The organism is Klebsiella sp. w6 (assembly GCF_033100215.1).
Taxonomy (GTDB): Bacteria; Pseudomonadota; Gammaproteobacteria; order Enterobacterales; family Enterobacteriaceae; genus Klebsiella; species Klebsiella variicola.
In genome coordinates, this window is the sequence record NZ_CP136907.1 from 941,654 (window position 1) to 967,183 (window position 25,530).

24 protein-coding genes are annotated in these 25,530 nt (G+C 60.9%); 15 read left to right on the forward strand and 9 right to left on the reverse strand.

Annotated features, from left to right (window positions below; translation table 11 throughout):
• Positions 1–15: 15 nt before the first annotated feature.
• Positions 16–825, forward strand: coding sequence for a tRNA cyclic N6-threonylcarbamoyladenosine(37) synthase TcdA (gene tcdA, locus R0140_RS04675; RefSeq protein ID WP_032731177.1), 810 nt, complete (start codon positions 16–18; stop codon positions 823–825).
• 140 nt (positions 826–965) lie between these two features.
• Here the strand turns inward: tcdA and csdE are convergent, their stop codons facing one another.
• Positions 966–1,403, reverse strand: a complete 438-nt coding sequence (csdE, locus tag R0140_RS04680; protein ID WP_032740939.1) for a cysteine desulfurase sulfur acceptor subunit CsdE — start codon at positions 1,401–1,403, stop codon at positions 966–968.
• Positions 1,403–2,608: a cysteine desulfurase CsdA gene (gene csdA, locus R0140_RS04685; protein WP_008806276.1), complete on the reverse strand. Its 1,206-nt coding sequence runs from the start codon at positions 2,606–2,608 to the stop codon at positions 1,403–1,405. Before csdA ends, csdE begins: the two co-directional genes overlap by 1 nt.
• Positions 2,609–2,805: 197 nt before the next feature.
• Between csdA and R0140_RS04690 the strand changes: the two genes are divergently transcribed.
• The 4 genes from R0140_RS04690 (at position 2,806) to rlmM (ending at position 5,807) form a co-directional block, all read left to right on the forward strand.
• Positions 2,806–3,030 (forward strand): YgdI/YgdR family lipoprotein, encoded by a 225-nt coding sequence (locus R0140_RS04690; protein WP_002915549.1) that lies wholly within the window; start codon positions 2,806–2,808, stop codon positions 3,028–3,030.
• A gap of 351 nt (positions 3,031–3,381) precedes the next feature.
• On the forward strand, positions 3,382–4,299 hold the full coding sequence (gcvA, locus tag R0140_RS04695) for a glycine cleavage system transcriptional regulator GcvA (RefSeq protein WP_002915545.1): 918 nt from the start codon (positions 3,382–3,384) through the stop codon (positions 4,297–4,299).
• 19 nt (positions 4,300–4,318) lie between these two features.
• Entirely contained in the window at positions 4,319–4,714 is a 396-nt protein-coding gene (locus tag R0140_RS04700) for a DUF423 domain-containing protein (protein ID WP_002915543.1), read from the forward strand.
• Positions 4,707–5,807: a 23S rRNA (cytidine(2498)-2'-O)-methyltransferase RlmM gene (rlmM, locus tag R0140_RS04705; protein WP_008806275.1), complete on the forward strand. Its 1,101-nt coding sequence runs from the start codon at positions 4,707–4,709 to the stop codon at positions 5,805–5,807. The genes R0140_RS04700 and rlmM overlap by 8 nt, the downstream gene beginning before the upstream one ends.
• Positions 5,808–5,855: 48 nt before the next feature.
• Here rlmM and fucR read toward each other — a convergent pair whose 3' ends face one another.
• The 5 genes from fucR to fucP all read right to left on the reverse strand — a co-directional run bounded on the left by fucR (position 5,856) and on the right by fucP (position 11,693).
• The gene (fucR, locus tag R0140_RS04710) at positions 5,856–6,566 is read right to left on the reverse strand and encodes an L-fucose operon activator (RefSeq protein WP_012540709.1); all 711 of its coding nucleotides are present in this window, start codon (positions 6,564–6,566) and stop codon (positions 5,856–5,858) included.
• A gap of 58 nt (positions 6,567–6,624) precedes the next feature.
• A complete protein-coding gene (gene fucU / locus R0140_RS04715) occupies positions 6,625–7,047 on the reverse strand; it encodes an L-fucose mutarotase (RefSeq protein ID WP_008806274.1) in 423 nt (140 codons plus the stop codon).
• Between the two features lies 1 nt (position 7,048).
• Positions 7,049–8,467: an L-fuculokinase gene (gene fucK, locus R0140_RS04720; protein WP_032740937.1), complete on the reverse strand. Its 1,419-nt coding sequence runs from the start codon at positions 8,465–8,467 to the stop codon at positions 7,049–7,051.
• A gap of 107 nt (positions 8,468–8,574) precedes the next feature.
• Positions 8,575–10,350 carry an L-fucose isomerase gene (fucI, locus tag R0140_RS04725; RefSeq protein ID WP_032733731.1) on the reverse strand — a complete coding sequence of 592 codons (1,776 nt, stop codon included), beginning with the start codon at positions 10,348–10,350 and terminating at the stop codon, positions 8,575–8,577.
• Positions 10,351–10,382: 32 nt separating this feature from the next.
• Positions 10,383–11,693 (reverse strand): L-fucose:H+ symporter permease, encoded by a 1,311-nt coding sequence (fucP, locus tag R0140_RS04730; RefSeq protein WP_008806271.1) that lies wholly within the window; start codon positions 11,691–11,693, stop codon positions 10,383–10,385.
• Positions 11,694–12,259: 566 nt separating this feature from the next.
• Between fucP and fucA the strand changes: the two genes are divergently transcribed.
• Together fucA and fucO are read left to right on the forward strand one after the other, a co-directional pair.
• A complete protein-coding gene (fucA, locus tag R0140_RS04735) occupies positions 12,260–12,907 on the forward strand; it encodes an L-fuculose-phosphate aldolase (protein ID WP_012540715.1) in 648 nt (215 codons plus the stop codon).
• A gap of 27 nt (positions 12,908–12,934) precedes the next feature.
• Positions 12,935–14,083 (forward strand): lactaldehyde reductase, encoded by a 1,149-nt coding sequence (gene fucO / locus R0140_RS04740; protein WP_023298150.1) that lies wholly within the window; start codon positions 12,935–12,937, stop codon positions 14,081–14,083.
• Positions 14,084–14,153: 70 nt separating this feature from the next.
• Here fucO and xni read toward each other — a convergent pair whose 3' ends face one another.
• Positions 14,154–14,909 (reverse strand): flap endonuclease Xni, encoded by a 756-nt coding sequence (gene xni / locus R0140_RS04745; protein ID WP_004142871.1) that lies wholly within the window; start codon positions 14,907–14,909, stop codon positions 14,154–14,156.
• A gap of 96 nt (positions 14,910–15,005) precedes the next feature.
• Positions 15,006–16,949: a sigma-54-dependent Fis family transcriptional regulator gene (locus tag R0140_RS04750; protein ID WP_008806268.1), complete on the reverse strand. Its 1,944-nt coding sequence runs from the start codon at positions 16,947–16,949 to the stop codon at positions 15,006–15,008.
• A gap of 77 nt (positions 16,950–17,026) precedes the next feature.
• Between R0140_RS04750 and R0140_RS04755 the strand changes: the two genes are divergently transcribed.
• From R0140_RS04755 to R0140_RS04790, 8 genes are all read left to right on the forward strand, one after another.
• A complete protein-coding gene (locus R0140_RS04755) occupies positions 17,027–17,143 on the forward strand; it encodes a hypothetical protein (protein WP_004219275.1) in 117 nt (38 codons plus the stop codon).
• Positions 17,144–17,220: 77 nt separating this feature from the next.
• Positions 17,221–18,393, forward strand: coding sequence for an FMNH2-dependent alkanesulfonate monooxygenase (gene ssuD, locus R0140_RS04760; RefSeq protein WP_259614906.1), 1,173 nt, complete (start codon positions 17,221–17,223; stop codon positions 18,391–18,393).
• 46 nt (positions 18,394–18,439) lie between these two features.
• Positions 18,440–19,837 (forward strand): FAD/NAD(P)-binding protein, encoded by a 1,398-nt coding sequence (locus tag R0140_RS04765; protein ID WP_032740929.1) that lies wholly within the window; start codon positions 18,440–18,442, stop codon positions 19,835–19,837.
• A 73-nt stretch (positions 19,838–19,910) separates the two neighbouring features.
• Positions 19,911–21,317, forward strand: coding sequence for an LLM class flavin-dependent oxidoreductase (locus tag R0140_RS04770; protein WP_032740927.1), 1,407 nt, complete (start codon positions 19,911–19,913; stop codon positions 21,315–21,317).
• A complete protein-coding gene (locus R0140_RS04775; RefSeq protein ID WP_008806264.1) occupies positions 21,314–22,336 on the forward strand; it encodes a methionine ABC transporter ATP-binding protein in 1,023 nt (340 codons plus the stop codon). Before R0140_RS04770 ends, R0140_RS04775 begins: the two co-directional genes overlap by 4 nt.
• Positions 22,333–23,031 (forward strand): methionine ABC transporter permease, encoded by a 699-nt coding sequence (locus tag R0140_RS04780; protein WP_008806263.1) that lies wholly within the window; start codon positions 22,333–22,335, stop codon positions 23,029–23,031. The genes R0140_RS04775 and R0140_RS04780 overlap by 4 nt, the downstream gene beginning before the upstream one ends.
• Complete coding sequence (locus R0140_RS04785) at positions 23,028–23,906, forward strand: MetQ/NlpA family ABC transporter substrate-binding protein (protein ID WP_032740925.1); 879 nt, start codon at positions 23,028–23,030, stop codon at positions 23,904–23,906. Before R0140_RS04780 ends, R0140_RS04785 begins: the two co-directional genes overlap by 4 nt.
• Before the next feature lie 193 nt (positions 23,907–24,099).
• Complete coding sequence (locus tag R0140_RS04790) at positions 24,100–25,521, forward strand: MFS transporter (RefSeq protein ID WP_004151071.1); 1,422 nt, start codon at positions 24,100–24,102, stop codon at positions 25,519–25,521.
• The last annotated feature ends 9 nt before the right edge of the window (positions 25,522–25,530 follow it).

Below are 25,530 nucleotides of genomic sequence, written 5' to 3' on the forward strand. Positions count from 1 at the left end.
TTGTTCTGAGGTTCTATGTCTGTTGTTATCAGCGATGCCTGGCGCCAGCGTTTTGGCGGTACGGCACGTTTATATGGTGAAAAAGCGCTGCAATGTTTTGCCGAGGCCCACGTCTGCGTGGTCGGGATCGGCGGGGTCGGTTCCTGGGCGGCGGAAGCGCTGGCGCGAACCGGCATCGGGGCGATCACCCTTATCGATATGGACGATGTCTGCGTCACCAACACCAATCGTCAGATCCACGCCCTGAGCGGCAACGTCGGGCTGGCGAAAGCGGAAGTGATGGCAGAGCGTATTCGTCTCATCAACCCGGAGTGTCGGGTGACGGTGGTGGATGATTTCGTGACCCCGGAAAACGTGGCGGAATATCTTGGCGTCGGCTTTAGCTATGTTATCGACGCGATCGATAGCGTCCGGCCGAAAGCGGCGCTTATCGCCTGGTGTCGCCGCTACAAAGTGCCGCTGGTCACCACCGGCGGGGCGGGCGGTCAGATTGACCCAACGCAGATCCAGGTCGCTGACCTGGCGAAGACCATCCAGGATCCGCTGGCGGCTAAACTGCGCGAGCGGCTGAAAAGCCAGTTTGGGGTGGTGAAAAACAGCAAAGGCAAGCTCGGCGTGGACTGCGTCTTCTCTACGGAAGCGCTGGTCTACCCGCAAGCGGACGGCAGCGTCTGCGCGATGAAGAGCACGGCGGAAGGGCCGAAACGGATGGACTGCGCTTCCGGCTTTGGCGCGGCCACCATGGTGACCGCGACCTTTGGCTTCGTCGCGGTATCGCATGCTCTGAAGAAGATGCTGGCGAAGGCGGAGCGGCAGACGACGTAAATCCCGGGCCGCGGCGCAGGCGCCTTACCCGGTCTACAGGACAATTCCCCGGAGGCGGCGCTGCGCACCTGTCCGGGCGACAAAACTGCATGAGCCCGTAGCCCGGGCAAGGCGCGTCAAGCGCCGCCCCCGGGATGAGCTTAAACCTCAACCTCGCGGGCGGCGGCGAGCACTGCCTCGCTGAGGGCGCTGAGGCCCTGGCTGCGCGAGGCGCTGAGCTGGCCGCGTAGCCCCAACTCGTCGAACAGCGCCAGCGGATCCTGCGCCAGCAGCTCAGCGGCGCTTTTGCCTTCCACGGCGGTCAAAAGTACCGCCAGCAGACCGCGCACAATCCGTCCTTCGCTGTCGCCAAAGAAGTTCAGCCTGCCCTCGGCATCCTCTTCATAGCCCAGCCAGACGCGGTTTTCACACCCGGCAATCTCCCGGGCCTGCGCTTTGCGCTCATCGGTCAGCGTCGGCAGCTTTTTGCCCAATAAAATCAGCTGACGATATTTATCCTCCCACTGGTTCAGCGGGGCGAAGGTCTGGCGCAGCGTGGCGTCGGTAATGGTTGTGCCGAAGGGGTGCAGAGTTGTCATTAATCCACCAGAATTTCCAGAGCGCGATCCACCGCGTGGACCAGCGCCGCAACATCGTCTTGGGTATTGTAGGGGGCGAAAGAGGCCCGCAGCGTGCCGCTGACCCCTAAGGCCGCCAGCAGCGGTTGGGCGCAGTGTTGCCCGGCGCGCAGAGCAATGCCGGACTCCGCCAGCAGCGTCACCAGATCGCTGTGATGAACACCGTCGAACTCAAAGGCCAGCAGGCTTGACTGCTGGCAGCGGAAAGAGCGGAAGCCCGGCCGTTTCGCCAGCGCCTCTTCCGCCAGACTCGCCAGACTGCGGCTCCAGTTTTCCGCCTGGCCGATATCGCTCTGCGCCAGCCACTCCAGGGCGGCGCTAAGGCCGATTACCCCGGCGACATTCGGCGTGCCGGCCTCGAGACCATAAGGGGCCGGCTGCGGCGTAAAGCCGTCAAAGCTGACCTCGGCGATCATTTTCCCGCCGCCGAGCCAGGGCGACATCGCCGCCAGCAGCTCGCTTTTGCCGTACAGGGCGCCGATCCCGGTCGGGCCATATAGCTTATGGCCGGAAAAGGCGTAAAAATCGATATCCAGCGCCTGCACGTCAGCGGGGAAATGCACCGCTCCCTGGGCGCCATCGACCATCACTACCATCCCGGCGGCGTGAGCAAGGCGGATAGCCTGCGCCAGGTCCGGGCAGCCGCCGGTGACGTTGGACATCTGGCCGATGGCCAGCACCCGGCTGCGCGGGGTGATGAGCGCGCTGAGGCTGGCGATATCCGGCAGTCGGTCGGCGCCAAGCGGCAGTTTGACGACTCGGGCGCCGGTCTGCCCGGCTACCATCAGCCAGGGCACGAGGTTGGCATGATGCTCGGCTTCGCTAACGATAATTTCATCGCCAGGCTGCAGGCGCGGCCGGACGTAGCTCTGCGCCACCATATTGATGGCCTCGGTGGTTCCCCGCGTCCAGACGATATCTTTGCCGGACGGGGCGTTAAGCCACGCCGCCACGCGCTCGCGGGCCGCCTCGTAGCGCTCGGTCAGCCGCTGGGCGGCGGCGAACTGGCTGCGATGGACGTTGCCGGCGCTCAGGCGATAAAACTGGTCGCTGGCGTCGATCACCGCCTGCGGTTTGAGCGCGGTCGCCGCGCTGTCGAGATAGACGCCGGCATCGGCCAGAGCCGGAAACTGCGCGCGAAAGTGCGCCGGGTTGAATGCGTTCATGGAATTCCTCGTATCAATCCCGCGATCGTCGCGCAATTTGCCGGGCGTGACAAGGCCTCTGCGCCCTGTGGAATTGTCCGAATGTGACTTCAGGTGGGTCAAAGAGGGTTATGCTGAAAAGTGTTGGGTTTGTGTTTTAACCTATTACTTAACGAGTCACGAATAGTATAAATAGCCGTAAGGAGAGAAAAATGAAAATGACTAAGGCCGCTGCGATTATCTCTGCCTGTATGCTGACTTTAGGCCTGAGCGCCTGTTCCTCTAACTATGTGATGCATACCAATGATGGGCGAACCATCGTTACCGACGGGAAACCGCAAACCGATAATGATACTGGCATGATCTCGTATAAGGACGCGTGGGGCAACAAACAGCAGATCAATCGCTCTGACGTGAAACAGCTGGGTGAGCTGGACGAGTAAGGCAGTAAAAAGGCAAAAAAAAGCACCGCGCGTTGCGGTGCTACATTAAATCACTATGGACAGACAGGGTAAATGTACAGGAAGTGAAAAGGGGTAGCTTTGCTACCAGGGTCTGCAAAGACAGACCAATTGCAAACACAACAACACAACATCACAACCGTAAGCCAAAAGCTTGATGGAACACGCATTCCAAAAAAAGCTTCTCGTTCCGGCTCAGGAAGTGCCGCCACTATAGGTATTTGCTGGTAGAACCTCAACGGACAATTTATAATGGCTCAGATAAAAAAAACTAATAGGTTAATCATTGTTTCCTATTTGTTAAATTGAGTTAACATCTAAGCCAGAATAACCATGTCGAAGCGATTACCACCTCTGAATGCATTACGTGTTTTTGATGCAGCCGCACGTCATCTCAGCTTCACTCGGGCAGCCGATGAGCTTTTTGTGACGCAGGCCGCAGTCAGCCATCAAATCAAGTCTCTCGAGGATTTTCTGGGCCTTAAGCTGTTCCGGCGGCGCAATCGTTCGCTGCTGTTAACGGAAGAAGGGCAGAGCTATTTTCAGGATATTAAAGAGATTTTTTCGCAACTGACGGAAGCGACGCGTAAACTGCAGGCGCGCAGCGCCAAAGGGGCATTAACGGTCAGTTTATTGCCAAGTTTTGCCATCCAGTGGCTGGTGCCGAGACTGACAAGCTTTAACTCAGCTTATCCGGGAATCGACGTCAGGATCCAGGCGGTGGACCGCCAGGAGGATAAGCTGGCGGACGATGTCGATGTGGCGATTTTTTACGGCCGCGGCAACTGGCCGGGCCTGCGTGTGGAAAAATTGTACGCCGAGTATCTGCTGCCGGTCTGTTCCCCGCTCTTGCTCACCGGCGACAAAGCATTGAAAACGCCTGCCGATCTGGCGCAACATACGCTGCTTCACGATGCGTCCCGCCGCGACTGGCAAACTTATACCCGCCAGCTTGGTCTAAGCCATATTAATGTGCAACAGGGGCCGATTTTCAGCCATAGCGCGATGGTGCTGCAGGCGGCCATTCACGGGCAGGGTGTGGCGCTGGCCAACAACGTGATGGCGCAGTCCGAAATTGAAGCCGGTCGTCTGGTGTGTCCGTTTAATGATGTTCTGGTCAGTAAGAATGCGTTTTACCTTGTTTGCCATGACAGTCAGGCAGAACTGGGTAAAATAGCCGCTTTCCGGCAATGGATCCTGGCGAAAGCGGCAAGTGAGCAAGAAAAATTCCGCTTTCGTTATGAACAATAAATACTTGTAGGGTAAAAACATGACCAGCCGTTTTATGCTGATATTCGCCGCGATTAGCGGCTTTATCTTTGTGGCTTTGGGTGCCTTTGGCGCGCATGTATTAAGTCAATCGCTCGGCGCGGCGGAGATGGCCTGGATCCATACCGGCCTGGAGTATCAGGCCTTCCATACCCTGGCGATTTTTGGTCTGGCGGTGGCGATGCAGCGTCGGATCAGTATCTGGTTCTACTGGAGCAGCGTGTTTCTGGCGTTAGGGACCGTGCTGTTCAGCGGCAGCCTCTATTGTCTGGCGCTGTCTCATTTACGTCTGTGGGCGTTCGTGACCCCGGTGGGCGGCGTAAGCTTCCTCGCCGGTTGGGTTTTAATGTTAATTGGTGCAATTCGTCTGAAACGTAAGGGCGTTGTTCATGAATAAGGTTGTCCTCTATTGTCGCCCTGGGTTTGAGAAAGAGTGCGCAGCAGAAATTACCGATAAGGCCGCCCGCCTTGAGGTGTTTGGTTTTGCCCGGGTCAAAGAAGACTCTGGTTATGTGATTTTTGAAGGTTATCAGCAAGACGACGGTGAGAAGCTGGTACGCGATCTGCCGTTCAGCTCGCTGATTTTCGCCCGTCAGATGTTCGTGGTCGGCGAACTGCTGCGCGACCTGCCGCCGGAGGATCGCATTACTCCGATCGTCGGCATGCTGCAGGGCGTGGTGGAGAAGGGTGGCGAGCTGCGTGTGGAAGTGGCGGATACCAACGAAAGCAAAGAGCTGATGAAGTTCTGCCGCAAGTTCACGGTGCCGTTACGCGCGGCGCTGCGCGAGGCGGGCGTGCTGACCAACTATGAAACGCCAAAGCGACCGGTGGTGCATGTGTTCTTTATCGCACCCGGCTGCTGCTATACCGGCTACTCGTACAGCAACAACAACTCACCGTTCTATATGGGCATTCCGCGGCTGAAGTTTCCGTCCGATGCCCCGAGCCGTTCCACCCTCAAGCTGGAAGAGGCGTTCCACGTCTTTATTCCGGCGGACGAGTGGGACGAGCGCCTGGCGAACGGCATGTATGCCGTCGATCTCGGCGCCTGCCCGGGCGGCTGGACCTATCAGCTGGTGAAGCGCAACATGTGGGTCTCTTCGGTCGATAACGGCCCGATGGCCCAGAGCCTGATGGATACCGGCCAGGTGACCTGGCTGCGCGAAGACGGTTTCCGCTATCGTCCGAACCGCAACAACATCTCGTGGATGGTCTGCGATATGGTGGAGAAACCGGCGAAGGTGGCGGCGCTGATGGCGCAGTGGCTGGTCAACGGCTGGTGCCGGGAGACCATCTTCAACCTCAAGCTGCCGATGAAAAAGCGCTATGAAGAGGTGTCGCAGAATCTGGCCTATATTCAGGCCCAACTGGACGAGCACGGCATCAACGCCCAGATCCAGGCGCGTCAGCTGTATCACGATCGTGAAGAGGTGACCGTTCACGTGCGTCGCCTGTGGGCCGCCGTCGGCGGACGTCGCGACGAGCGTTAATCCTTCCCCCTCAGGCCGGAGACGCGTGCGCGTCCTCCGGCCTTCCCCTTAAGGCTGCGGCGCATCCGACACAATATGCGTCACGTCATCCAGATGACCAATTCTCGCCTCGCCGGAACGGTTGAACTTGCTTTTGTCGATCAGCAGTAGCGACTGCGCCGCGCGCTTAAGCAGGATCGATTTAAAGTCGGCATTGAACGCATTGGAGTCCCATAGCGCGCCCTGCGGGTCGATGCCTTCGCAGGAAAAAATAAACAGATCGATCTCCAGCGATTTCAGCTGGGAAATCAGCGCCGGGTTCACGTAGCAGCCATATTTCCGCTGCAGAGTGCCGCCGGAGCAGGTGAGCGTGATTTGGTCGCGTTTGGCCAGCTCCTGGCAGATGGGCTGGCTGTTGGTAAAGACGTGCAGCGGGCGGTCCGGCAGCTGGCGGGCGAGATACCAGCAAGTGGAGCTGGCATCGAGGGCGATCACCATCCCTTCGTCAATCCAGGCCAGCGCTTCGCGGGCGATATCGGCTTTATGCGCGTAATGGCTTTTCAGCCGCATGTGAAAAGGGTCGCCGCTGTCCTGGCTGCGCTGATGGATCACTTTGGCCCGGCCGTGGTTGCGCAGCACTTTGCCCTGCGCCTGCAGCTCGCTCAGATCGCGGCGAATGGTTTCCCTGCTGACGTTGAGCTGTTTTGACAAGGTTTCGGTGGTCAGGCTGCTGTGGTTGATCAGGAGATCGACGATCGCCTGCTGGCGGGCTGCTTTCATTTATTCTCATCCCATCATTGATTGAGCGTCTGCATCAGGCAGACGCTCCGGCATGAGATTACGGCGTGACTCCTTTTTTTAAAAGGATATTTCCGTACTTAGCACGCTCTCCTGTGATAACGATCGCAAAGGCTTTTTGCGCCCGGTCGTAGAAGGCAAAGCGGTCAATCCGCACGATATCCGGGCAGGGGGCCTGCGCCGATAGCGCCTGCCGATAGCGCTGTTCCACCGTCGGGTCCAGCGCATCGCCTTCGACGGCGGCCATCATCACCAGCGGCGGCGCGTAGCTGTCTAACTCGAACAGCGGGATAATCGCCTGCAGCAGATCGCTGACCCGCAGGCCATCGGCGCGGATCACCTGTGGCCCCATGCTGTGCGCCGGGAAATGGGCATCGGAAAAAATGATTTCATCCCCATGGCCCATTTCGGCCAGCACTTTCAGCAGCTCCGGCGATATCAGCGGGGAAATGGTTTTGAGCATCTCAGGCTTCCTCTGTTAATTCAGGTTCAGTTTGCGGCCAAAAATAGCGGTAGCGGTACGCGACCTGCGCTCTGGCCTGTTCCGGCGAAGAGAACTCGCCCACGCCATACCAGCCAAACATCGCCGCGCCGGCCACCGTGGTTTCGGCATCATCGAGAACTTTGATCGGTATTCCAAGCCGGTCGGCCTTGATCTGGTTCCACAGCGCGTTGCGGCTGCCGCCGCCCACCAGCAGCAGCTCTTGCGCCCGGAAGCGGCCGATGTTTTCCAGGGTTTGCAGATGCTGCGCCAGCTGGTCGCTTAACCCCTCCAGCGCGGCGCGGTAAAAATGGCCGCGGGTGGTGTTGAGCGTGACGCCCTGCCAGCCGGCGTGCTGGCTGGCGAGCAGGTCGCACTGCATCCTGACGCCCTGGGCGCCGGGCGGGATCGCCTGCGCTTCGGCAATCAGCGTCTGCCACGGCGTGTCAGCGCTCCACAACAGCTTGCGCACCCATTCGAGCACGCCGGAGGCCAGCCACTGCATTCCCGGGTTATAGCGGCCCGGCTGGCTGTCCAGCTCGCAGGTGGAGCCGCTGTAGTCGCAGAGCAGCGAAGTGTCGACCTGGGCGCTGCGCACCATCAGGATCTCCCAGGTCCCGGAGGAGAGCACCGGCTCATCCTGCCCGGCGCCGGCGCCAAACAGAGCGAACTGAGTGTCGTGCCCGGCCGAGATAACCGGGATCCCGATGGGAAGGCCCAGCAGCGCAGCGGCCTCCGGCAGCAGGGCGCCGATTGGCTGGCCTGCTTCAACCAGCCGCGGGAACAGGCGGCGCGGCAGGCCGGTCGCCTGCAGGATTGGCGCGCTGAAATCGCGCTGCCGGAGATCGAGCATCTGGCTGGTGCCCGCCATGGTGAGGTCGGTGGTGAACTCCCCGGTCAGCCGATGGTTGATCAGCGACGAAATAAACAGCCAGGCATGGGCCTGCGCCAGCAGCTGCGGGTGGTTCTCTTTCAGCCACACCAGCTTATACAGGGTGTTGAACGCAAACGCGCCGACACCGGCAATCTGCTGCAGCTGGTGTGCTGGCATATACTGGCTGATATTCTCCATCACCGCCGCGGTGCGCGGGCATTTCCAACTGATGATCGGATACAGCAGGGCACCCTGCTCATCCACCAGCGCGCCATCGACGCCAAAGGTCGTGACGGTGATGCCGCGCACCGTGCAGGAGGCCAGCTGGTCATGGATCTGCCGACAGCAGTCGGCAAAGCGCTGCATAATGGCCTCCAGCGACCACTGGTGCCAGTCGCTGTTCTCCGCCGCGATGTCGCTGGCGTTCGCCGTTGCGGCGCGGGCGATAATGTTTCCCTGTCGGTCAACGGCCATCGCCCGCACGTTGGTGGCGCCGCAGTCGAGGACCAGGATAACGTCTTGCTTCATAGTGACTCCCGAAACAACATCGCCGGATGGCGCGGCGCTTATTCGGCCTACAGACCGCGCGCGTCTGTAGGCCAGGTAAGCCTGCGCCACCGGGCGAAACCAACCTGTTAACGCTTATACAGCGGCCCGTAGTTCTGGCAGGCGCGGTAGTCCTGGCCTTCGATGTCCATGCCATGCGCGGCCCAGGCGGAGGGGCGGTAGATTTTCGCCGCTTCCACGTTGTGCATGCAGACAGGAATGCGCAGCATGGCGGCGAGGGTAATGAAATCCGCGCCAACGTGGCCGATGGTCAGCACGCCGTGGTTGGCGCCCCAGTTAGCCATCACCGAGTACACATCGCTGAACGGGCCCTTGCCGGTCAGGCGTGGGGCAAACCAGGTGGTGGGCCAGGTGGAGTTGGTGCGGGCGTCGAGCTGGTCGTGCATCGCTTTGGGCAGCGCCACGCTCCAGCCTTCGGCAATTTGCAGCACCGGCCCCAGACCTTTGATGATGTTCACCCGGCTCATGGTGAACGGCACGCCGCCTTCGGTCAGGAAGCGGGAAGAGAAGCCGCCGCCGCGGAAGTATTCGTGGATCGCCGGGCACCATTCGGTCGCCGCGAGGCAGGCATCCGCCTCGTTCTGTTCAATCTCCCAGTGAGGTTTCATCGTCGGGTTGCCCTGCGCGTCGCGTTGCTGGCAGGAGCCGTCCAGCGCCGCAGAGCCGGAGTTAATCAGGTGAATAATGCCGTGCTCCGCCCGCCCGGTGAGCGGCTGCCCGGTGACCCGCTCAACGGCGTCCGGCGACCAGTAGGTGCGCACGTCGGCAAACACCTGGGCGGTGCCGGTGAGCTGATGACCCATCAGCATGGCCACGCCGTTGAGGCTGTCGTTTTCGGTAGCGACGACAAATGGCTCGCGCACCCCGTTCCAGTCAAAAGAGCTGTTGAGCAGCGCTTCAGCGGTATCGCCATTGGGGTATTGATCGGTCCAGTGGCGCTGACCCTGGAAACCGGCGGCGATGGCGTTGTAGCCCAGCGACTCCTCCACCAGCCCTTTTTCCGCCAGTTTCGGGTTGCCCTGCATCATGTCGCGGATGCACATCGCCATCAGCAGGCTCTCTTTCAGCACCGCGCGGCTCTGTGTTTCATTGCGCTTATACTGCTCAGCGTTCTGATCTTCGCCGTAGCGGAAGTGTTTATCCGCCCACGCCAGCGCCATCTCCAGCTCGGTTTCATCATAGATTTTCTGATCGATTCGCCGGCGCAGCTCCGTCATGTCGACAGCCTGGACCTTCATGCCGAGCCAGGATTCAAAGAAATTGTGGTCGACGATGGAGCCGGCGATGCCCATTGAGACGCCGCCCAGCGACAGATAGCTTTTCCCTTTCATACTGGCGACGGCCAGGCCGGCGCGCGCGAAGCGCAACAGCTTTTCTTCGACGTCCGCCGGGATCGAGGTGTCATCGGCATCCTGCACGTCATGTCCGTAGATGGAGAACGCCGGGATCCCTTTCTGGCTATGGGCCGCCAGCGCGGCGGCCAGATAGACCGCCCCCGGACGTTCGGTGCCGTTAAAGCCCCAGATGGCCTTCGGGCGCAGCGGATCCATGTCGATGGTTTCGCTGCCGTAGCACCAGCAGGGGGTGACGGTGATGGTCACGCCGACGTTCTGGCTGCTGAATTTCTCTTCACAGGCGGCCGACTCGGCCATGCCGGCGATGCAGGTATCGGCAATCACGCACTCCACCTGGGCGCCGCAGGCGTGGCGCAGTTTCTCGCTGATAAGCGCGGCGGTGGCTTTCGCCATGTTCATGGTTTGCGCTTCCAGCGACTCGCGGACCCCCATGCGACGACCATCGATTACCGGGCGGATACCGATCTTCGGTAAGCTGATTTTTTTCATTACAGATCCCTCAGGTTATGCGGATAACAGGTTTAGTTCGTCGCCGCTTGTGAACGGAAACGGGCAAAAATAAAGATGATGGCGAAGCACAGCGCCGGGACCAGTTCGGCGGTCGGGATATTGCCGGCGGCGTCGCTGACAAAGCCCATCACCGGGGTGACGATCCCGCCGCCGATAATGGTCATGACGATAAAGGACGAGCCATATTTGGTGTCCTGGCCCAGATGCTTAATCCCCAGCGAGAAGATGGTCGGGTACTGAATGGACATAAAGGCGCTGCACAGGGTCAGGGCCAGCAGGCCGACGTGGCCGCCGCTGAAGGCAGAGAGCAAACAGAGCAGCATGGCGATAAACGCATAGATAGCGAGCACGTTATGCGGCGCAAAGCGGCGGATAAGCCAGGTGCCGGTGAAACGGCCAATAAAGAAGCAGACCATGGTGGCGGTCAGGTAGTTGGCGGCGAAACCGGCCGTCATGCCCGGGATCTCTTCGATAGCGTAGCGAATCAGGTAGCTCCAGCAGGCGGTTTGCGCGCCGACGTAGCAGAACTGGGCCAGCACCGCCCAGCGCCAGTGACGGATGCGCATCAGGCGCGTCAGCGAGGCGAGGAAGGTGCTCTGCGCGCTGTCGCTGTGGTCATCGCTCTGCAGGGAGGGGAAGCGGGTACAGACGATCAGCAGGGCAACCAGCAGGACGATGGCCACGATAATCATATAGGGGGTTTGTACCGACAGGACCAGGCTGTGCTTCCAGGCGCTGAGCTGTTCTGGCGTCATTTTATCCAGCACATCCTGCGGCTGATGCGGGACGTTAGACAAAATAAGACTCTGGCCAAATACCACGGCAATAATGGCGCCAAATGAGTTAAAGGTCTGGGCCAGATTAAGGCGGAAGTGACCGCCGCTTTCCGGACCGAGAACGGTCACAAACGGGTTGGCCGCCGTTTCCAGGCAGCCAAGCCCGGCGGCGATAATAAATAATCCAATCAGGAATAAAGTGTAGTTCATCACTTCGGCGGCAGGCCAGAACAGCGCGGCGCCGCAGGCATATAAAAACAGACCCGTAAGAATGCCTGCTTTATAGCTGAATTTTTTCATCAGCATCCCGGCGGGGATGGGAATAATAAAATAGCCAAAATAAAAGGCCGACTGAATTAATCCGGCCTGGAAATTAGTCAGGGTAAAGGCCTGTTGAAATTGCGGTAATAAAATATCATTCAGATTATTAGCCACCGCCCACAGAAAAAAGAGGGAGCACAGCAGAGCAAAAGGAATAATGTAGCTCTTACTCTGCCCGCTCTCCATGGCGCGGTAACTTTGCGTTGGTATCGTTGTGTTTCCCATAGCGTCCTCATCAGTTCAGAAGCATTTACAACAGCATTCAGGGCGCAGTCTGGTGCTGCAGCAGACCGCAAAATTAAGTGAGCTCAGGTGACGCGCCGGTGAGTGAAATGAAAGTCACGGCGGAACTCATGACTTCATTTTCAAATAAAAACCGTCTGTTAATATGATGATGGTCACACTTAACGCGCTGTGGACCATTTTATGTGATAATTGTCACTTTAATTTTTCAAAAACGCTGACCGTTTGAGAAAATAAATTCACAAAACCACAACGCTAATGACCGAATGAATGTATATCGTGGAAAACGGGCAAATGTTACAAAGAAATAAAATGCCCGCTTGATGAAATATTATTAAGAACGGGCATTTTAAACACTCTCTTAACCGGCATAATTCCTTTATTTATGCTGGAATAATTGACGCGGCTCACAAAATATAGTCATGAAAATTCCCCTTCGATTATTCAGGTTGATGATGAAGACCATTATTCACCTTATCCCACGGTAGCCGACGATATTTCTGTTGCCCTGCCGTTGACGGATGATGAGTCACCAAAAGAGGAACGCAATGGAAAGAAACAGACTGGCCCGGCAGATTATCGATACCTGCCTGGAAATGACCCGCCTGGGGTTAAATCAGGGGACCGCCGGCAATGTCAGCGTGCGCTATCAGGGAGGAATGCTGATCACCCCCACCGGTATCCCGTATGAAAAGCTGACGGAAGACAAGATCGTCTTTATTGATGCCGATGGCCAGCATGAGCAGGGAAAACTGCCCTCCAGCGAATGGCGTTTTCATCAGGCGGCCTACCAGACGCGGCCCGATGCCCAGGCGGTGGTCCACAATCACGCTGTCCATTGTACGGCGGTGTCGATCCTCAACCGGCCCATCCCGGCCATCCACTATATGATCGCCGCGGCCGGCGGGAATTCGATCCCCTGCGCGCCCTATGCCACCTTCGGCACCCGCGAGCTGTCTGAGCATGTCGCGGTAGCGCTGAAGCACCGCAAAGCCACGCTGCTGCAGCATCATGGCCTGATCGCCTGCGAGGCCAGCCTGGAGAAAGCGCTCTGGCTGGCACATGAAGTGGAAGTCCTGGCCCAGCTCTATCTCAGCACGCTGGCGATTATCGACCCGGTACCGGTGCTGAATGACGAGGCGATCGCCATCGTGCTGGAGAAGTTCAAAACCTACGGATTACGTATTGAAGAGTGATGCCGCAACGCTAACAGGAGAGACGCGATGGCAAACCGAATGATCCTCAACGAAACGGCGTGGTTTGGCCGGGGGGCGATAAACGCATTAACCGATGAAGTAGCGCGGCGCGGCTATCGTAAAGCATTGATCGTCACCGACAGCACCCTCGCCCGGTGCGGCGTGGCGGCGAAAGTCACCGACAAACTGGATGCCGCCGGGCTGGCATGGGATATGTTCAGCGACGTGATCCCTAACCCGACCATTGCCGTGGTCCAGCAGGGGCTGCAGGCCTTTCAGCGCAGCGGGGCGGATTACCTGATCGCCATCGGCGGCGGTTCGCCGCAGGATACCTGTAAGGCGATCGGTATTATTCAGCGTAACCCGGAATTCGCCGATGTCCGTAGCCTTGAGGGGCTGTCGCCTACCCGTCAGCCCAGCGTGCCGATCTTCGCGGTGCCGACCACCGCGGGTACCGCGGCGGAGGTGACGATTAACTATGTCATCACCGATGAAGAACAGCGGCGTAAGTTCGTCTGCGTCGATCCGCATGATATCCCGCAGGTGGCCTTTATCGATGCCGATATGATGGACGCCATGCCGCCGGCGCTGAAGGCGGCCACCGGCGTGGACGCCCTGACGCACGCTATCGAAGGATATCTCACCCGCGGCGCCTGGGCTTTGACTGATGCGCTGCACCTCAAGGCCATCGAGATCATTGCCGGGGCGCTGCGCGGCTCGGTTGCCGGGGATGCCGGCGCGGGCGAAGCCATGGCGCTCGGCCAGTACGTCGCGGGGATGGGATTTTCCAACGTCGGGCTCGGGCTGGTGCACGGCATGGCGCATCCGCTCGGCGCTTTTTACAACACGCCGCACGGCGTGGCGAATGCCATCCTTTTGCCGCACGTGATGCGCTTTAATGCTGAGGCGACGGGGGAAAAATATCGCGATATCGCCCGGGCGATGGGCGTCAGGGTGGAAGCGTTAAGCCTGACTGCCGCGCGCCAGGCGGCAGTGGAGGCGGTCTGCCAGCTAAACCGCGATGTCGGTATTCCCGGCCATCTGCGCGAGGTGGGCGTCAGGAAAGAGGATATTCCGGCGCTGGCGCAGGCGGCGCTGGAGGATGTGTGTACCGGCGGTAACCCGCGTGAGGCGAGCCTGGCCGATATCGTCGGGTTATATCAGGCGGCCTGGTGATTGCCTGGCCCGGGTAAAGCAGGCAGTGCCGGAGGCAGTTACCCTGCACCGGCGCACCTCTTAACGATGGTTAGCGCGTCAGCCGCAGCTGCTGCAGATTGCCATCCAGCTGGAGGTCGGTCTGCAGGCGGGCCACTTCCCGGCAGGTGAAGGCCATCTCCTGATGCGCTGCCAGTTTTTTGCGCCACTTCTCCGGGACCTCGGCCAGACGGGCGTACAGCCCCTCCAGGTCCTGAAACTCGTTCAACAGCTGGGCGGCGCTTTTGGGTCCAATGCCCGCCACGCCCGGCACCTTCGAGCTGCTGATCCCCGCCAGCCCCCAGTAATCCGCTAGCTGCTCCGGGGTGACGCCGAACTCGCTGGCGATGAAGGGCGCGTCCAGCCAGCGCTTCTGAAAGTAGTCGCGGATGCGGATGGTGGGCGACAGCAGCTGACAGTAGCCTTTGTCGGTGGAGACAATGGTGGCTTGATGGCCCGCCTGGGCCACCTTTACCGCCAGGGTGGCGGCGAGGTCGTCCGCTTCGCTGCCCGGCGAGGCCCAGCAGCGGATCCCCCGCTGTTCGAAGGCCGCCCGCAGCGCTGGCATCTCGGCCACCAGCGTCTCCGGCATCGGCGCGCGGCCGGCTTTGTACTCTGGCAGGCGCTGGTGGCGCCAGCCGTGGGCGCGATCCTCATCATCGAACACCGCCACCGCGTGGGTGGGCTGACTGTGGACGATCAGCTGCTCCAGCGCATGCAGGCAGGTATCGACGCAGGGCGAACCCTGCACCGCATGGATGCGGCGGATCAGATTTAACGCGTCGACGATTAACAGATGAACAGCCACAGATACCCCCTTATTCTCAGCGTCTTTAGGGTAACATCGCCATCAGATCGAGGCTATCTGCGCCTGAACAATCAGGAAGATAACGCGCAAATTTCGCTAACTGACCGCCATCAGCGGGCTGATGACGCCCGGCGCGGGTTCGCCGTACCACACCGCTTCGCGCACCGGGACCGGTTTGGCGATAAGCCCGAGGGCGTAAAAGCGATCGGCGATGGTCTGCTGGGCGCGGATCACCGACAGATCCATCGGCCGCGGGCGATGGCTGCGGCGGGCGAGGGCCATGCTCAGCGACCGGGCGTCAATCCCCAGCTCTGCCGAGAGTAAGCGGGCCGCTTCGCCACGATGTGAGTCGATAAACTGCCCGGTGTGGGTCAGCTCCGTCAACAGACGGCGCATGATATCGCCATGCTGAGCGAGGTAGTCCCGTCGCGAAAGATAAAACTGATGGTTGTTGACCCGTCCTTCGCCGCTGGCGACCACCCGCAGCTCGCCGGTGTGCTCGGCGTCGCTGAGCAGCGGGTCCCACATCATCCAGGCGTCAACCGCCAGGTAGTCGCTGGCGGTCAGCGGATATTTCGGCGGGGTATAGACCACCCGCACGTCGTTCAGCCCCAGCCCGGCGTCTTCGAGGATCTGCAGCAGTAGCCAGTGGACATTCGACCCCTTATTGAGGGCGATGCGTTTGCCGCGCAGATCGCTGAGCTGGCGAATGTCACTCTCCTGCGGGACGACCATCGCCACGCTGCGCGGCGCCGGCGGCTCCCATGCGACGTACATCAGTTCGCTATTGCTGGCCTGGGCAAACACCGGCGGCGCTTCCCCGGTGGTGCCGAAGTCGATCTCGTTGCAGGCGAGGGCGTGGAGGAGCTGCGGTCCGGCAGGAAACTCACTCCACAGCACGTTGACGCCGAGGCTGGCGAAGGCGGTTTCCAGACTCTGACGGGCTTTCAGGATCCCGAGGCTGCCGAAGCGCTGGTAGCCAATGCGCAGTTCGCGATCGGCCCCGGCTGCGTTGGCGAATGCCCGCGGCGGCGCAGGCGGGCGGCGGCGGCTTTTGATCAGCCCGAGGTTAGCGAGCTGGGTGCGCAAGGTATGCCGGCTGATCCCCAACAGCGCGGCCGCCTGGCTCTGGTTATCGTCGCAATGCGCCATGGCGTGGCGAATCAGGGCGCTGGTCACTCGCTGCCACAGCGGCTCGCCGGGAAGCGCCAGCTGGTGGCGAATAAAGTCGTCCAGTTCATGATCGCTCGCCGGCGCCGGGGCGTCGTTGAGCGTCGCCAGGCGCAGCTGGGCAGGACTGATCTCCTCTTCTTTACTGAGGAGCACCGCGTTGTGCAGGGTGTTTTCCAGCTCGCGAATATTGCCCGGCCACGAATAGTCCATCAGCCGGGCCAGTGATTCCGGCGCCAGACGCAGGGTTGGCCGCCCTAGGCGCCGGGCATAGAGTGATAAAAAGTGGTGCGCCAGCAGCGGGATATCCTGCCGACGCTGGCGCAGCGGCGGCAGCGGCACCACCGCGATATTCAGTCGATAGTAGAGATCCTCGCGAAAGCGGCGCTCGCGGATCGCCTGGGCCAGGTCGACGTGGGTGGCGGCAATCACCCGGACATTCACTTTAATCGCTTTGCGTGAGCCGACGCGGGTAATTTCACGCTCCTGCAGCACTCGCAGCAGCTTGACCTGCAGCGGCAGGCTTAATTCGCCGATCTCGTCCAACAGCAGCGTCCCCCCTTCCGCGGCTTCAAACCAGCCGGGCTGTCCCTGCTGCGCGCCGGTGAAGGCGCCTTTCTCATGGCCGAACAGTTCGGCTTCGGCGAGGCTCTCGGTCAGCGCGCCGCAGTTAACGGCCAGAAACGGCTGCTGGCGACGGGCGCTGTGATGATGGAGATAGCGGGCCACCACCTCCTTGCCGGTGCCGGTTTCGCCCACGATCAGCACGGTCGCCTCCGTTGGCGCGAGCTTGTCCAGCAGGCTCTGGAAGGCCTTCGACGCCGGGTCGATCAGCGCGGGAGCGGTGGAAGGGGATTCTGGGTTCAGCATAGCGGGCCTCCGATCGTTGACGCTCTGAACTTATCCTGCGGCGGCCGCAGAAACCAGAGGGGGAAGGCCCGCGGCTGTTGCAAATGCGCCAGCGGATGCGCGGCGGCTGCGCGATTTGCAACAGCGCGGCGCGGCGAAGCCGTTTTCAGTGCATTGATTTTAAAAGATTAATTTTTTATTCACCATTGGCATGATTATCGCTAACACTCATATAACCAAATTAAAACATCTCTTCGATAAATATCGGATATGGTTATATAGGAAATAGATAATGACGCAGCAAGCTCCCGACAAGATCAATGTCTTCTGGTTCTTACCTACCCATGGCGATGGCCGTTATCTGGGTACCACCGAGGGTGGACGCCCGGTCGATTTACCTTATCTGCAGCAGGTGGCGTTGGCGGCCGACAGTCTGGGCTACTACGGCGTGCTGATCCCCACCGGTAAAAGCTGTGAAGATTCGTGGCTGGTGGCCTCGGCGCTGGCGCCGTTGACCCGCCGTCTGCGCTATCTGGTGGCGGTCAGGCCGGGCCTGCAGCCGCCAACCCTGGCGGCGCGGATGGCGGCCACCCTCGACCGTTTATCGGAAGGTCGGCTGCTGATCAACGTCGTTACCGGCGGCGACCCGGTGGAAAACAAAGGCGACGGTATCTTCCTCAGCCACAGCGAGCGCTATCAGGCGACCCGCGAATTTCTTGATGTTTACACCCGCCTGCTGCGCGGGGAAAAAGTGGATTATCACGGCGAGCATATTCACGTGGAAGGCGCTGAAGTGCTGTTCCCGCCGGTACAGGAGAATGGCCCGCCGCTCTATTTCGGCGGCTCTTCTGAGGCGGCCATTGATGTGGCGGCCGAGCAGATCGACAGCTATCTGACGTGGGGCGAACCCCCGGAACTGGTGGCGGAGAAGCTGGCGGTGGTGCGCGAGCGCGCCGCGGCCCGCGGACGCACCCTGCAGTACGGCATTCGTCTGCACGTCATTGTGCGCGAAACGGAAGAAGAGGCATGGGCCGCCGCCGACCGGCTGATCGCCCATCTTGACGACGATACCATTGCCCAGGCGCAAAAGATCTTCGCCCGCATGGACTCGGCCGGCCAGGCGCGGATGAGCGCCCTGCATCAGGGGTCGCGCGATAATCTGCGCATTGCGCCCAATCTGTGGGCCGGCGTCGGACTGGTGCGCGGCGGCGCGGGTACCGCGCTGGTAGGTAATCCGCAGCAGGTAGCGGAACGCATCCGCGAATATCAGGCGCTCGGCATCAGCAACTTTATCTTCTCCGGCTACCCACATCTGGAAGAAGCGCACCGCTTTGCTGAGCTGGTGATGCCTCTGTTGCCGCTGGAAAACGCGGCCTCGTCGAAGGCGCGTAGCGTGAACACCGGTCCGTTTGGCGAAACCATCGGCGGCGATAAGCGCCCGGTGCGCCAGGTCAGCGCCAGCTGATGGCCCGGAGCGCGACCATGAGACAGCATACCGGAGGAGGGCTGCGATGAGTGCAGAACCGCATATCGTGATTATCGGCGGCGGCTTTAGCGGCGCGGCGGTGGCGATTGAGCTGCTGCGCCTGGCGCCGAACGGGGTGCGCGTGACGCTGCTGGAGCCGCGCCAGTCCCCCGGGGCCGGGGTGGCCTACTCCACTGCGGAGCCGACGCACCGGATTAACGTCCCGGCCGCTCGCATGCAGCTGGCCGGCGACGAAGAAGGCGCCTTTGATCGCTGGTACCGCCATCAGCCTGCCTTTGCCGTCGATGTGCAGGCGCTGCGCCCGGACGGTTCCGTCTACCCTCAGCGCGGCCAGTTTGGTCGCTATGTGGCGCAGCGTTTTGCCGACGCCGCGGCGTCCAGCGGCGGACGGCTTCGCCACCTGCGCGATCGGGCGCTCGCTTTTCATCAGGGGACGGTGACCACCGACGGCGGCCTGCAGCTTAAGGCCGATCTGCTGGTGCTGGCGATCAGTCATCCACCGCCTTCGCTGCCGCCGCAGGCCGAAGCCTGGCGTCATCATCCGGCGCTGATTGCCAACCCGTGGCAGCCCGGCGCGCTCGACGCCATCGCCCCGCACGCCCGGGTGGCGGTGATGGGCACCGGATTAACCATGGCCGATACGGTCGCGACGCTGGACCGGCTGGGCCACCGCGGCAGTATCATCGCCTTTTCGCGCCATGGCCTGCTGTCTCGCGGCAACCTTAGCGGCGCAGGGACAACCTGGCCCGGCGACTATCAGCAGGGCAACCTGCGTCAGCGCCTGCGTCAGATCCGCCTCGACGTCGCGTATGCGGCGCAGCAGGGCCTGAGCTGGCAGGTGGTGCTGGATGCGGTTCGTCAACAGGGGCAGCGGATCTGGCAGGCGCTCAGCGTCGCCGATCGCCAGCGTTTTCTGCGCCATCTGCGCCATTACTGGGATGTCCACCGCTACCGCGTGGCGCCGCAGGTCGCCGAGGTGCTGGAGGCGCGCCAGCGCACGGGCAGTCTGCAGGTGCAGGCGGCCAGGCTACTGTCGATAAGCGGTGAAGGCGAAACGCTGCGTCTGACGCTGGCGCGGCGCGGCGGCGGTGTGCAGACCCTGAGCGTCAATCATCTGATCCTGACCACCGGACCCGCACACCGCGCCCTGACCGACAGCCAGCCATTTTTACAGGACCTCGCCCGCCGCGGCCTGATTCGCGCCGATGCCCTCGGCATGGGCCTGGAGGTGGACAGCCGTTCCCGGGCAGTGGCTGAGCCGCACGTTGAGGCGCCGCCGGTGCTGGTGGCCGGTCCGGCCGCCCGCGGGCGTTTTGGCGAACTGATGGGCCTGCCGCAGGTAGCCGACCATGCCGCCGACGTGGCGGCGCAAGCGTTACTCACGCTCGGGATCCCGCTGGACTCCCGATGTCCTGCGTACTGAATACCTCCCTTTATTTTCCCTGATTCATTTTGCCGCGTGCGCCCCGGCGACGGGCCGCGCTATGGAGATTGCTATGTCATCACAACGTGAAATTCGTCTTAACGCTTTCGATATGAACTGCGTCGGCCATCAGTCGCCGGGCCTGTGGGCGCATCCCCGGGATCGCTCCTGGCAGTATAAAGATCTGGAGTACTGGGTGGATCTGGCGCGGCTGCTGGAGCGCGGCAAGTTCGACGGGCTGTTCATCGCCGACGTGCTGGGGATCTATGACGTACTGAACGGCAGCGGCGACGCGGCGATCCGCCAGGCGACGCAGGTTCCGGTCAACGATCCGCTGGCACTGATCACCCCGATGGCGCTGGTGACGGAGCATCTGGGCTTCGGCCTGACCGCCTCGCTGTCGTTTGAGCATCCTTACCCCTTCGCTCGTCGTCTGTCGACGCTCGACCATCTGACCAAAGGGCGGGTGGGCTGGAATATCGTCACCTCCTATCTGGAGAGCGGGGCGCGCAATATCGGCCAGCAGACTCAGACCGACCATGACACCCGCTATGACTATGCCGATGAGTATTTGCAGGTGATCTACAAACTGCTGGAGGGAAGCTGGGAGGACGGGGCGGTGCTGCGCGACAGAGAGCGGAAGATCTTCAGCGATCCGCGGAAAATCCATCCCATTAACCATCAGGGACAGTTCTTTTCCGTGCCGGGGATCCACCTCTGCGAGCCATCCCCGCAGCGCACGCCGGTGCTGTATCAGGCGGGGGCGTCCAGCCGCGGCAAACAGTTCGCCGCCGGCCATGCCGAATGTGTCTTCGTCGCTGCGCCGTCGAAGGTGCTGCTGAAGAAGACGGTGGCGGATATTCGCCGCCGGGCAGCTGAGGCGGGGCGAGATCCGCACAGCATCCTGATCTTCAACCTGCAGACGGTGATTGTCGGCGACACCGACCGCGAGGCGCAGGCGAAGTGGCAGGAATATAAGCAGTACGTCAGCTATGAAGGCGCGCTGGCGCTGCTCTCCGGCTGGACGGGGATCGATTTCGGCCAGTATCAGCCGGATCAAGTGCTGAAGTATCTGCACACCAACGCCATTCAGTCGGCGGTGGAGGCCTTTTCGACCGCTGATCCGAACCGCCAGTGGACGGTGCAGGCTCTGGCCGATTGGGCGGGGATCGGCGGCTTCGGTCCGCTGGTGGTTGGCTGCGCGCAAACCGTGGCGGACGAACTGCAGTCCTGGGTCGAAGAGACGGACGTCGATGGCTTTAACCTCGCCTATGCCGTCACTCACGAAACCTTCCGCGACGTCGTCGAGCTGCTGGTGCCTGAGCTGCAAAAGCGCGGCGTCTTTAAGCAGGAGTACCGCGAGGGGACCCTGCGCGAAAAACTGTTCGGCGCCGGCCCGCGTCTGGCCGCGCCTCACCCGGGCGCCAGCTACCGCCGCGATGCGCGCACGGCGGCATCGGTAGAGGAGAAGGTGACATGATCGCTATCGATGACCTGCATAAAAGTTACCGCACGGCGGATGGCCGGCTCAGCGCGGTGCTGAAAGGGCTGTCGCTGCAGGTGCCTGAGCGCTCCATCACCGCGGTGGTGGGGCCGAGCGGCGCCGGTAAATCAACCCTGGCGCGCTGCATCAGCCTGCTGGAGCAACCGGACAGCGGCAGTATTCGTATCAATGGCCAGGATCTGTCGGCGCTGTCCGGCGAGGCGCTGCGCCGGGAACGGCGGGCGATTGGCACCGTTTTCCAGTCTTCGGCGCTGTTGAGCCGCAGGACCGCCTGGGAGAATGTCGCCCTGCCGCTGGCGTGGCTGGGTGTGGTGGAGCGCGATATCAAGGCGCGGGTTGGCGAGCTGCTGGAGAGCGTCGGCCTGAGCCACAAAGCGGATGCCTGGCCGGCCCAGCTCTCAGGCGGCCAGCGCCAGCGGATCGGCATTGCCCGCGCGCTGGCGCTGCGCCCGTCCGTTCTGCTGGCAGATGAAGCCACCTCCGGCCTCGATCCTCAGGCCACGGCCTCGGTGCTGGCTCTGCTCAAGCGGCTGCGTGACGAGTACCAGCTGGCGATCGTCCTGATCACCCATGAAATGGACGCGGTGCGCACGGCGGCGGATGCGGTGGCGGAGATCCGCGACGGGACGATCGTCCAGTACGGGCGGATCGAAGATCTGCTGGCGCGTCCCGATTCTCTGCTCGGCCAGCAGCTGTTGCCGCTGACGCCGGCGGCAGCGGCCCACAGCGATCTGCTGCTGCGTCTGAGCTACCGCTGGGATGTGCCGGTGGCCACCGACTGGATCAGCCGCCTGAGCCAGCAGTGGGCGCTGCAGATCGATCTCCTTGGCGGTCACGTCGAGGTGATTAATGGTCGGCTGGCCGGTCGCCTGCAGGCCGGAGTGCGCTTTCAGGGCGAACGCCTGTCGCCCGCGCGACTGCAGGGCCTGCTGGCGCAGCTCGGCATAACGGCGGAGATCCTCGACAGCGCGCCGTTGCTCAGGGAGGTGGTATGAAACCGACAGTCATCAGCCAGGATACCCCCTGGGGCGAAATCCCTTCGCTGCTGCTCCCCGCCTATGGCGAAACCTGGCTGATGGTGGCCATTGTGATGCTGTTTGTCGTCACGCTGGGGGGGCTGGTGGGGGTGGTGTTGTTTAACGCCTCGCCGCGGGGCTTATTTCCGCACGCGCTGCTGTACCGGCTGCTGAACTGGGTGGTCAATATGGGACGTTCGCTGCCGTTTCTGGTGCTGATGGCCGCTATTATCCCGTTCACTTACTGGCTGACCGGCACCACGATTGGCATCCCCGCCGCGGTAGTGCCGATGATCGCCGCCGGCGTCCCGTTCTTTGGCCGTCTGGTGGAGAACGCGCTGCGCGAGTTGCCGGCGGAGGTCACCGCAGTGGGGGTCGTCTGCGGCGGGTCGCGCTGGCAAATCATTGCCAGCGCGCAGCTCAGTGAAGCCTTGCCCGCGCTGGTGGCGGCGGTGACGCTGAACCTGGTCTCGATGATTGAGTATTCGGCTATCGCCGGGACCATCGGCGCCGGCGGCATCGGCTACCTGGCCGTGGTGTACGGCTATCAGCGCTTCGACAACCACATCATGATCGCGACGATCGTTGCCCTGATCGCCACGATCCAGTTGATTCAATTTTTGGGTGACCGTCTGGTCAACCGTTTACGCCACACGCAGGGGAACCTTGTATGACAACAGAGCAATTTGAGTTACGTAAAGCGCGGCGCTGGCCCTGGCTGGCGGCGCTGGCGGTGATTATCCTGCTCGCCATCGCCTTCTGGTGGTGGCGGGGACATACCCAAAGCCAGCAGGTGGTCTTCGGCAGCACGTTAAAAATTCACTACGAGCCGGCGATGGCTGGCGAGCAGCGGATCATTGAGTATATTAATCAGCATATTGCGCCCGATTACGGTCTGAAACTGGAGGCGGTGGGGGTGCAGGATCCGGTCCAGGCTGACCGCGCGGTAGCGGAAGGACAGTATGCCGGGACGATCTATCAGCATCAGTGGTGGCTTAAACAGGTGGTGGACGCTAACGGCTTAGCGCTGTCGACCACGGTGCCGGTGTTCCAGTGGGCGTTTGGCATCTATTCCGACCGCTACTCGTCGGTACAGGCGTTGCCCAACGGCGCGACCATTGTCGTGCCTGACGATGGCGCCAATCAGGGGCAGGCCCTGTGGCTGCTCCAGCGCATTGGGTTGATCTCGCTCGACCCGGCGGTGGAGCCGCGTACGGCGAAGCTGAAAAATATTGTCGGTAACCCGCATCAGTTTGTCTTTAAAGAGCTGGATCTGCTGACCATGCCGCGGGCGTTAAATTCGGTGGATGCCGCCATCGGCTATGTCTCGCAATTTGACGCCGGGAAAGTGCCGCGTGAGAAAGGCATATTATTCCCGCCGGCGCCGCGCACCTTTGCTTCGCAATTAGTGATTGGTACACCGTATTTATCGCAGGAAAATATCGTCAAATTAAAACAGGCTTTTTCTGACCCGCGGATCCAGACGTGGTTAAAAACCACCGATGACCCGCTGGTAAAAGACGTATTAGTTCCAGTGTCCGCGGAATAAGCGTCCTGCACGACGTCTATTTTCGTTGTTATTTATTTCCCTTGAGGATGCGCGAAAGCGCGTCCTTTTTGTGCTGGTAATATTTATTAACTTATTGATTATATTGATTTTTATAGAATGATTTGTTGTTTTGATTCTCGTCGCGCGCGGTCTATAACCGCTGATGACCTGCACAAAATAATAAGGTGAAAAAATGAGTACATTACCAGTGGATAATCCCGGTATCGCTTCGGTACCGGTCAGTAGCGTCGGGGATGTGGCGCGGCTAATTAATTCCGGCAAGGAACAAGCGAAATATGCGCGGATGATTGTCTTCCTCGCGCTGGGGGGCGTTTTTCTCGACGCATATGACTTAACCACGCTCTCCTACGGTATTGATGACGTTGTACGTGAATTTCAGCTCTCACCGCTGCTGACCGGCCTGGTGACTTCGTCCATTATGGTCGGGACTATCGTCGGCAATATTATCGGCGGCTGGCTGACCGATAAATATGGTCGCTATTCGGTTTTTATGGCCGATATGTTCTTTTTCGTGATTTCGGCTATCGCCGCCGGGCTGGCGCCGAACGTCTGGGTGTTGATTGGCGCCCGCTTCCTGATGGGCATCGGCGTTGGCATCGACCTGCCGGTAGCGATGTCCTATCTGGCCGAGTTTTCCCGCTTTGCCGGCAAAGGCAACAAAGCGGCTCGCCTCGCGGCGTGGTGCCCGATGTGGTACGCCGCCTCAACCGTCTGCTTTCTCATTATCTTCGGCCTCTATTTCCTGCTGCCGCAGGAGCATCTTGACTGGCTGTGGCGCGCCTCCCTGCTGTTCGGCGCCGTGCCGGCACTGCTGATTATTGCCGTCCGCAGTCGATTTATGAATGAATCCCCGCTGTGGGCGGCGAACCAGGGCGATCTGACCTCTGCAGTGCGTATTTTACGCGACTCCTGGGGGATCCATGCCCATGAGGTCCCGGCGGCGAAGCCCGCGCCAGCGCCGAAAGTGAGCTTCCGCGTGCTGTTCGAAAAACCCTACCGCGAGCGGACTATCGTCGCCGGGGTGATGAATATCTGTATCTCCTTCGAGTACACGGCGATTGCCTTTTTCCTGCCGTCAATTCTTGCCCAGTTCCTCGGGGCTGGCGTCTTCGAAACTATTTCGGCATCGCTGGGGCTGAACGCCCTGTTTGCTTTTACCGGCGGGCTGCTCGGTATGCATCTGGCGTGGAAATATCCTTCGCGTCATGTGGCGATAGCCGGCTTCGCCCTGCAGTTTGTGGCGCTGATTGTGCTGGCGCTGGTGGGGCAACCGCACGCGACGGCAGGTATCGTGCTGGCTATCGCGATGCTGGGGCTGTGGCTGTTCGCCGAAGGGTTTGGCCCGGGGGCGCAGCTGATGATCTACCCGGCGCTCTCCTATCCTACTGCCATTCGCGCCACCGGGGTCGGTTTCAGCCGGGCACTCTCCGGGATCGGCAGCGCGCTGGCGTTGTTTATTCTGCCGCTGCTGCAGGCCTCCCTCGGCACGCAGATGTTCTGGGTGGTCTCGCTTGCCGCCATTATTCCCATTTTCTTCCTGCTGGCGGTCCGTCATGAACCGACGCGAGAAGATATCGACGCACTCCATGAATAAGGAACTGAC

Coding starts and splice junctions, on each gene's coding strand:
- tcdA (WP_032731177.1), top strand. CDS start 16: ATGTCTGTTGTTATCAGCGATGCCTGGCGCCAGCGTTTTGGCGGTACG.
- csdE (WP_032740939.1), bottom strand. CDS start 1,403: ATGACAACTCTGCACCCCTTCGGCACAACCATTACCGACGCCACGCTG.
- csdA (WP_008806276.1), bottom strand. CDS start 2,608: ATGAACGCATTCAACCCGGCGCACTTTCGCGCGCAGTTTCCGGCTCTG.
- R0140_RS04690 (WP_002915549.1), top strand. CDS start 2,806: ATGACTAAGGCCGCTGCGATTATCTCTGCCTGTATGCTGACTTTAGGC.
- gcvA (WP_002915545.1), top strand. CDS start 3,382: ATGTCGAAGCGATTACCACCTCTGAATGCATTACGTGTTTTTGATGCA.
- R0140_RS04700 (WP_002915543.1), top strand. CDS start 4,319: ATGACCAGCCGTTTTATGCTGATATTCGCCGCGATTAGCGGCTTTATC.
- rlmM (WP_008806275.1), top strand. CDS start 4,707: ATGAATAAGGTTGTCCTCTATTGTCGCCCTGGGTTTGAGAAAGAGTGC.
- fucR (WP_012540709.1), bottom strand. CDS start 6,566: ATGAAAGCAGCCCGCCAGCAGGCGATCGTCGATCTCCTGATCAACCAC.
- fucU (WP_008806274.1), bottom strand. CDS start 7,047: ATGCTCAAAACCATTTCCCCGCTGATATCGCCGGAGCTGCTGAAAGTG.
- fucK (WP_032740937.1), bottom strand. CDS start 8,467: ATGAAGCAAGACGTTATCCTGGTCCTCGACTGCGGCGCCACCAACGTG.
- fucI (WP_032733731.1), bottom strand. CDS start 10,350: ATGAAAAAAATCAGCTTACCGAAGATCGGTATCCGCCCGGTAATCGAT.
- fucP (WP_008806271.1), bottom strand. CDS start 11,693: ATGGGAAACACAACGATACCAACGCAAAGTTACCGCGCCATGGAGAGC.
- fucA (WP_012540715.1), top strand. CDS start 12,260: ATGGAAAGAAACAGACTGGCCCGGCAGATTATCGATACCTGCCTGGAA.
- fucO (WP_023298150.1), top strand. CDS start 12,935: ATGGCAAACCGAATGATCCTCAACGAAACGGCGTGGTTTGGCCGGGGG.
- R0140_RS04750 (WP_008806268.1), bottom strand. CDS start 16,949: ATGCTGAACCCAGAATCCCCTTCCACCGCTCCCGCGCTGATCGACCCG.
- ssuD (WP_259614906.1), top strand. CDS start 17,221: ATGACGCAGCAAGCTCCCGACAAGATCAATGTCTTCTGGTTCTTACCT.
- R0140_RS04765 (WP_032740929.1), top strand. CDS start 18,440: ATGAGTGCAGAACCGCATATCGTGATTATCGGCGGCGGCTTTAGCGGC.
- R0140_RS04770 (WP_032740927.1), top strand. CDS start 19,911: ATGTCATCACAACGTGAAATTCGTCTTAACGCTTTCGATATGAACTGC.
- R0140_RS04775 (WP_008806264.1), top strand. CDS start 21,314: ATGATCGCTATCGATGACCTGCATAAAAGTTACCGCACGGCGGATGGC.
- R0140_RS04780 (WP_008806263.1), top strand. CDS start 22,333: ATGAAACCGACAGTCATCAGCCAGGATACCCCCTGGGGCGAAATCCCT.
- R0140_RS04785 (WP_032740925.1), top strand. CDS start 23,028: ATGACAACAGAGCAATTTGAGTTACGTAAAGCGCGGCGCTGGCCCTGG.
- R0140_RS04790 (WP_004151071.1), top strand. CDS start 24,100: ATGAGTACATTACCAGTGGATAATCCCGGTATCGCTTCGGTACCGGTC.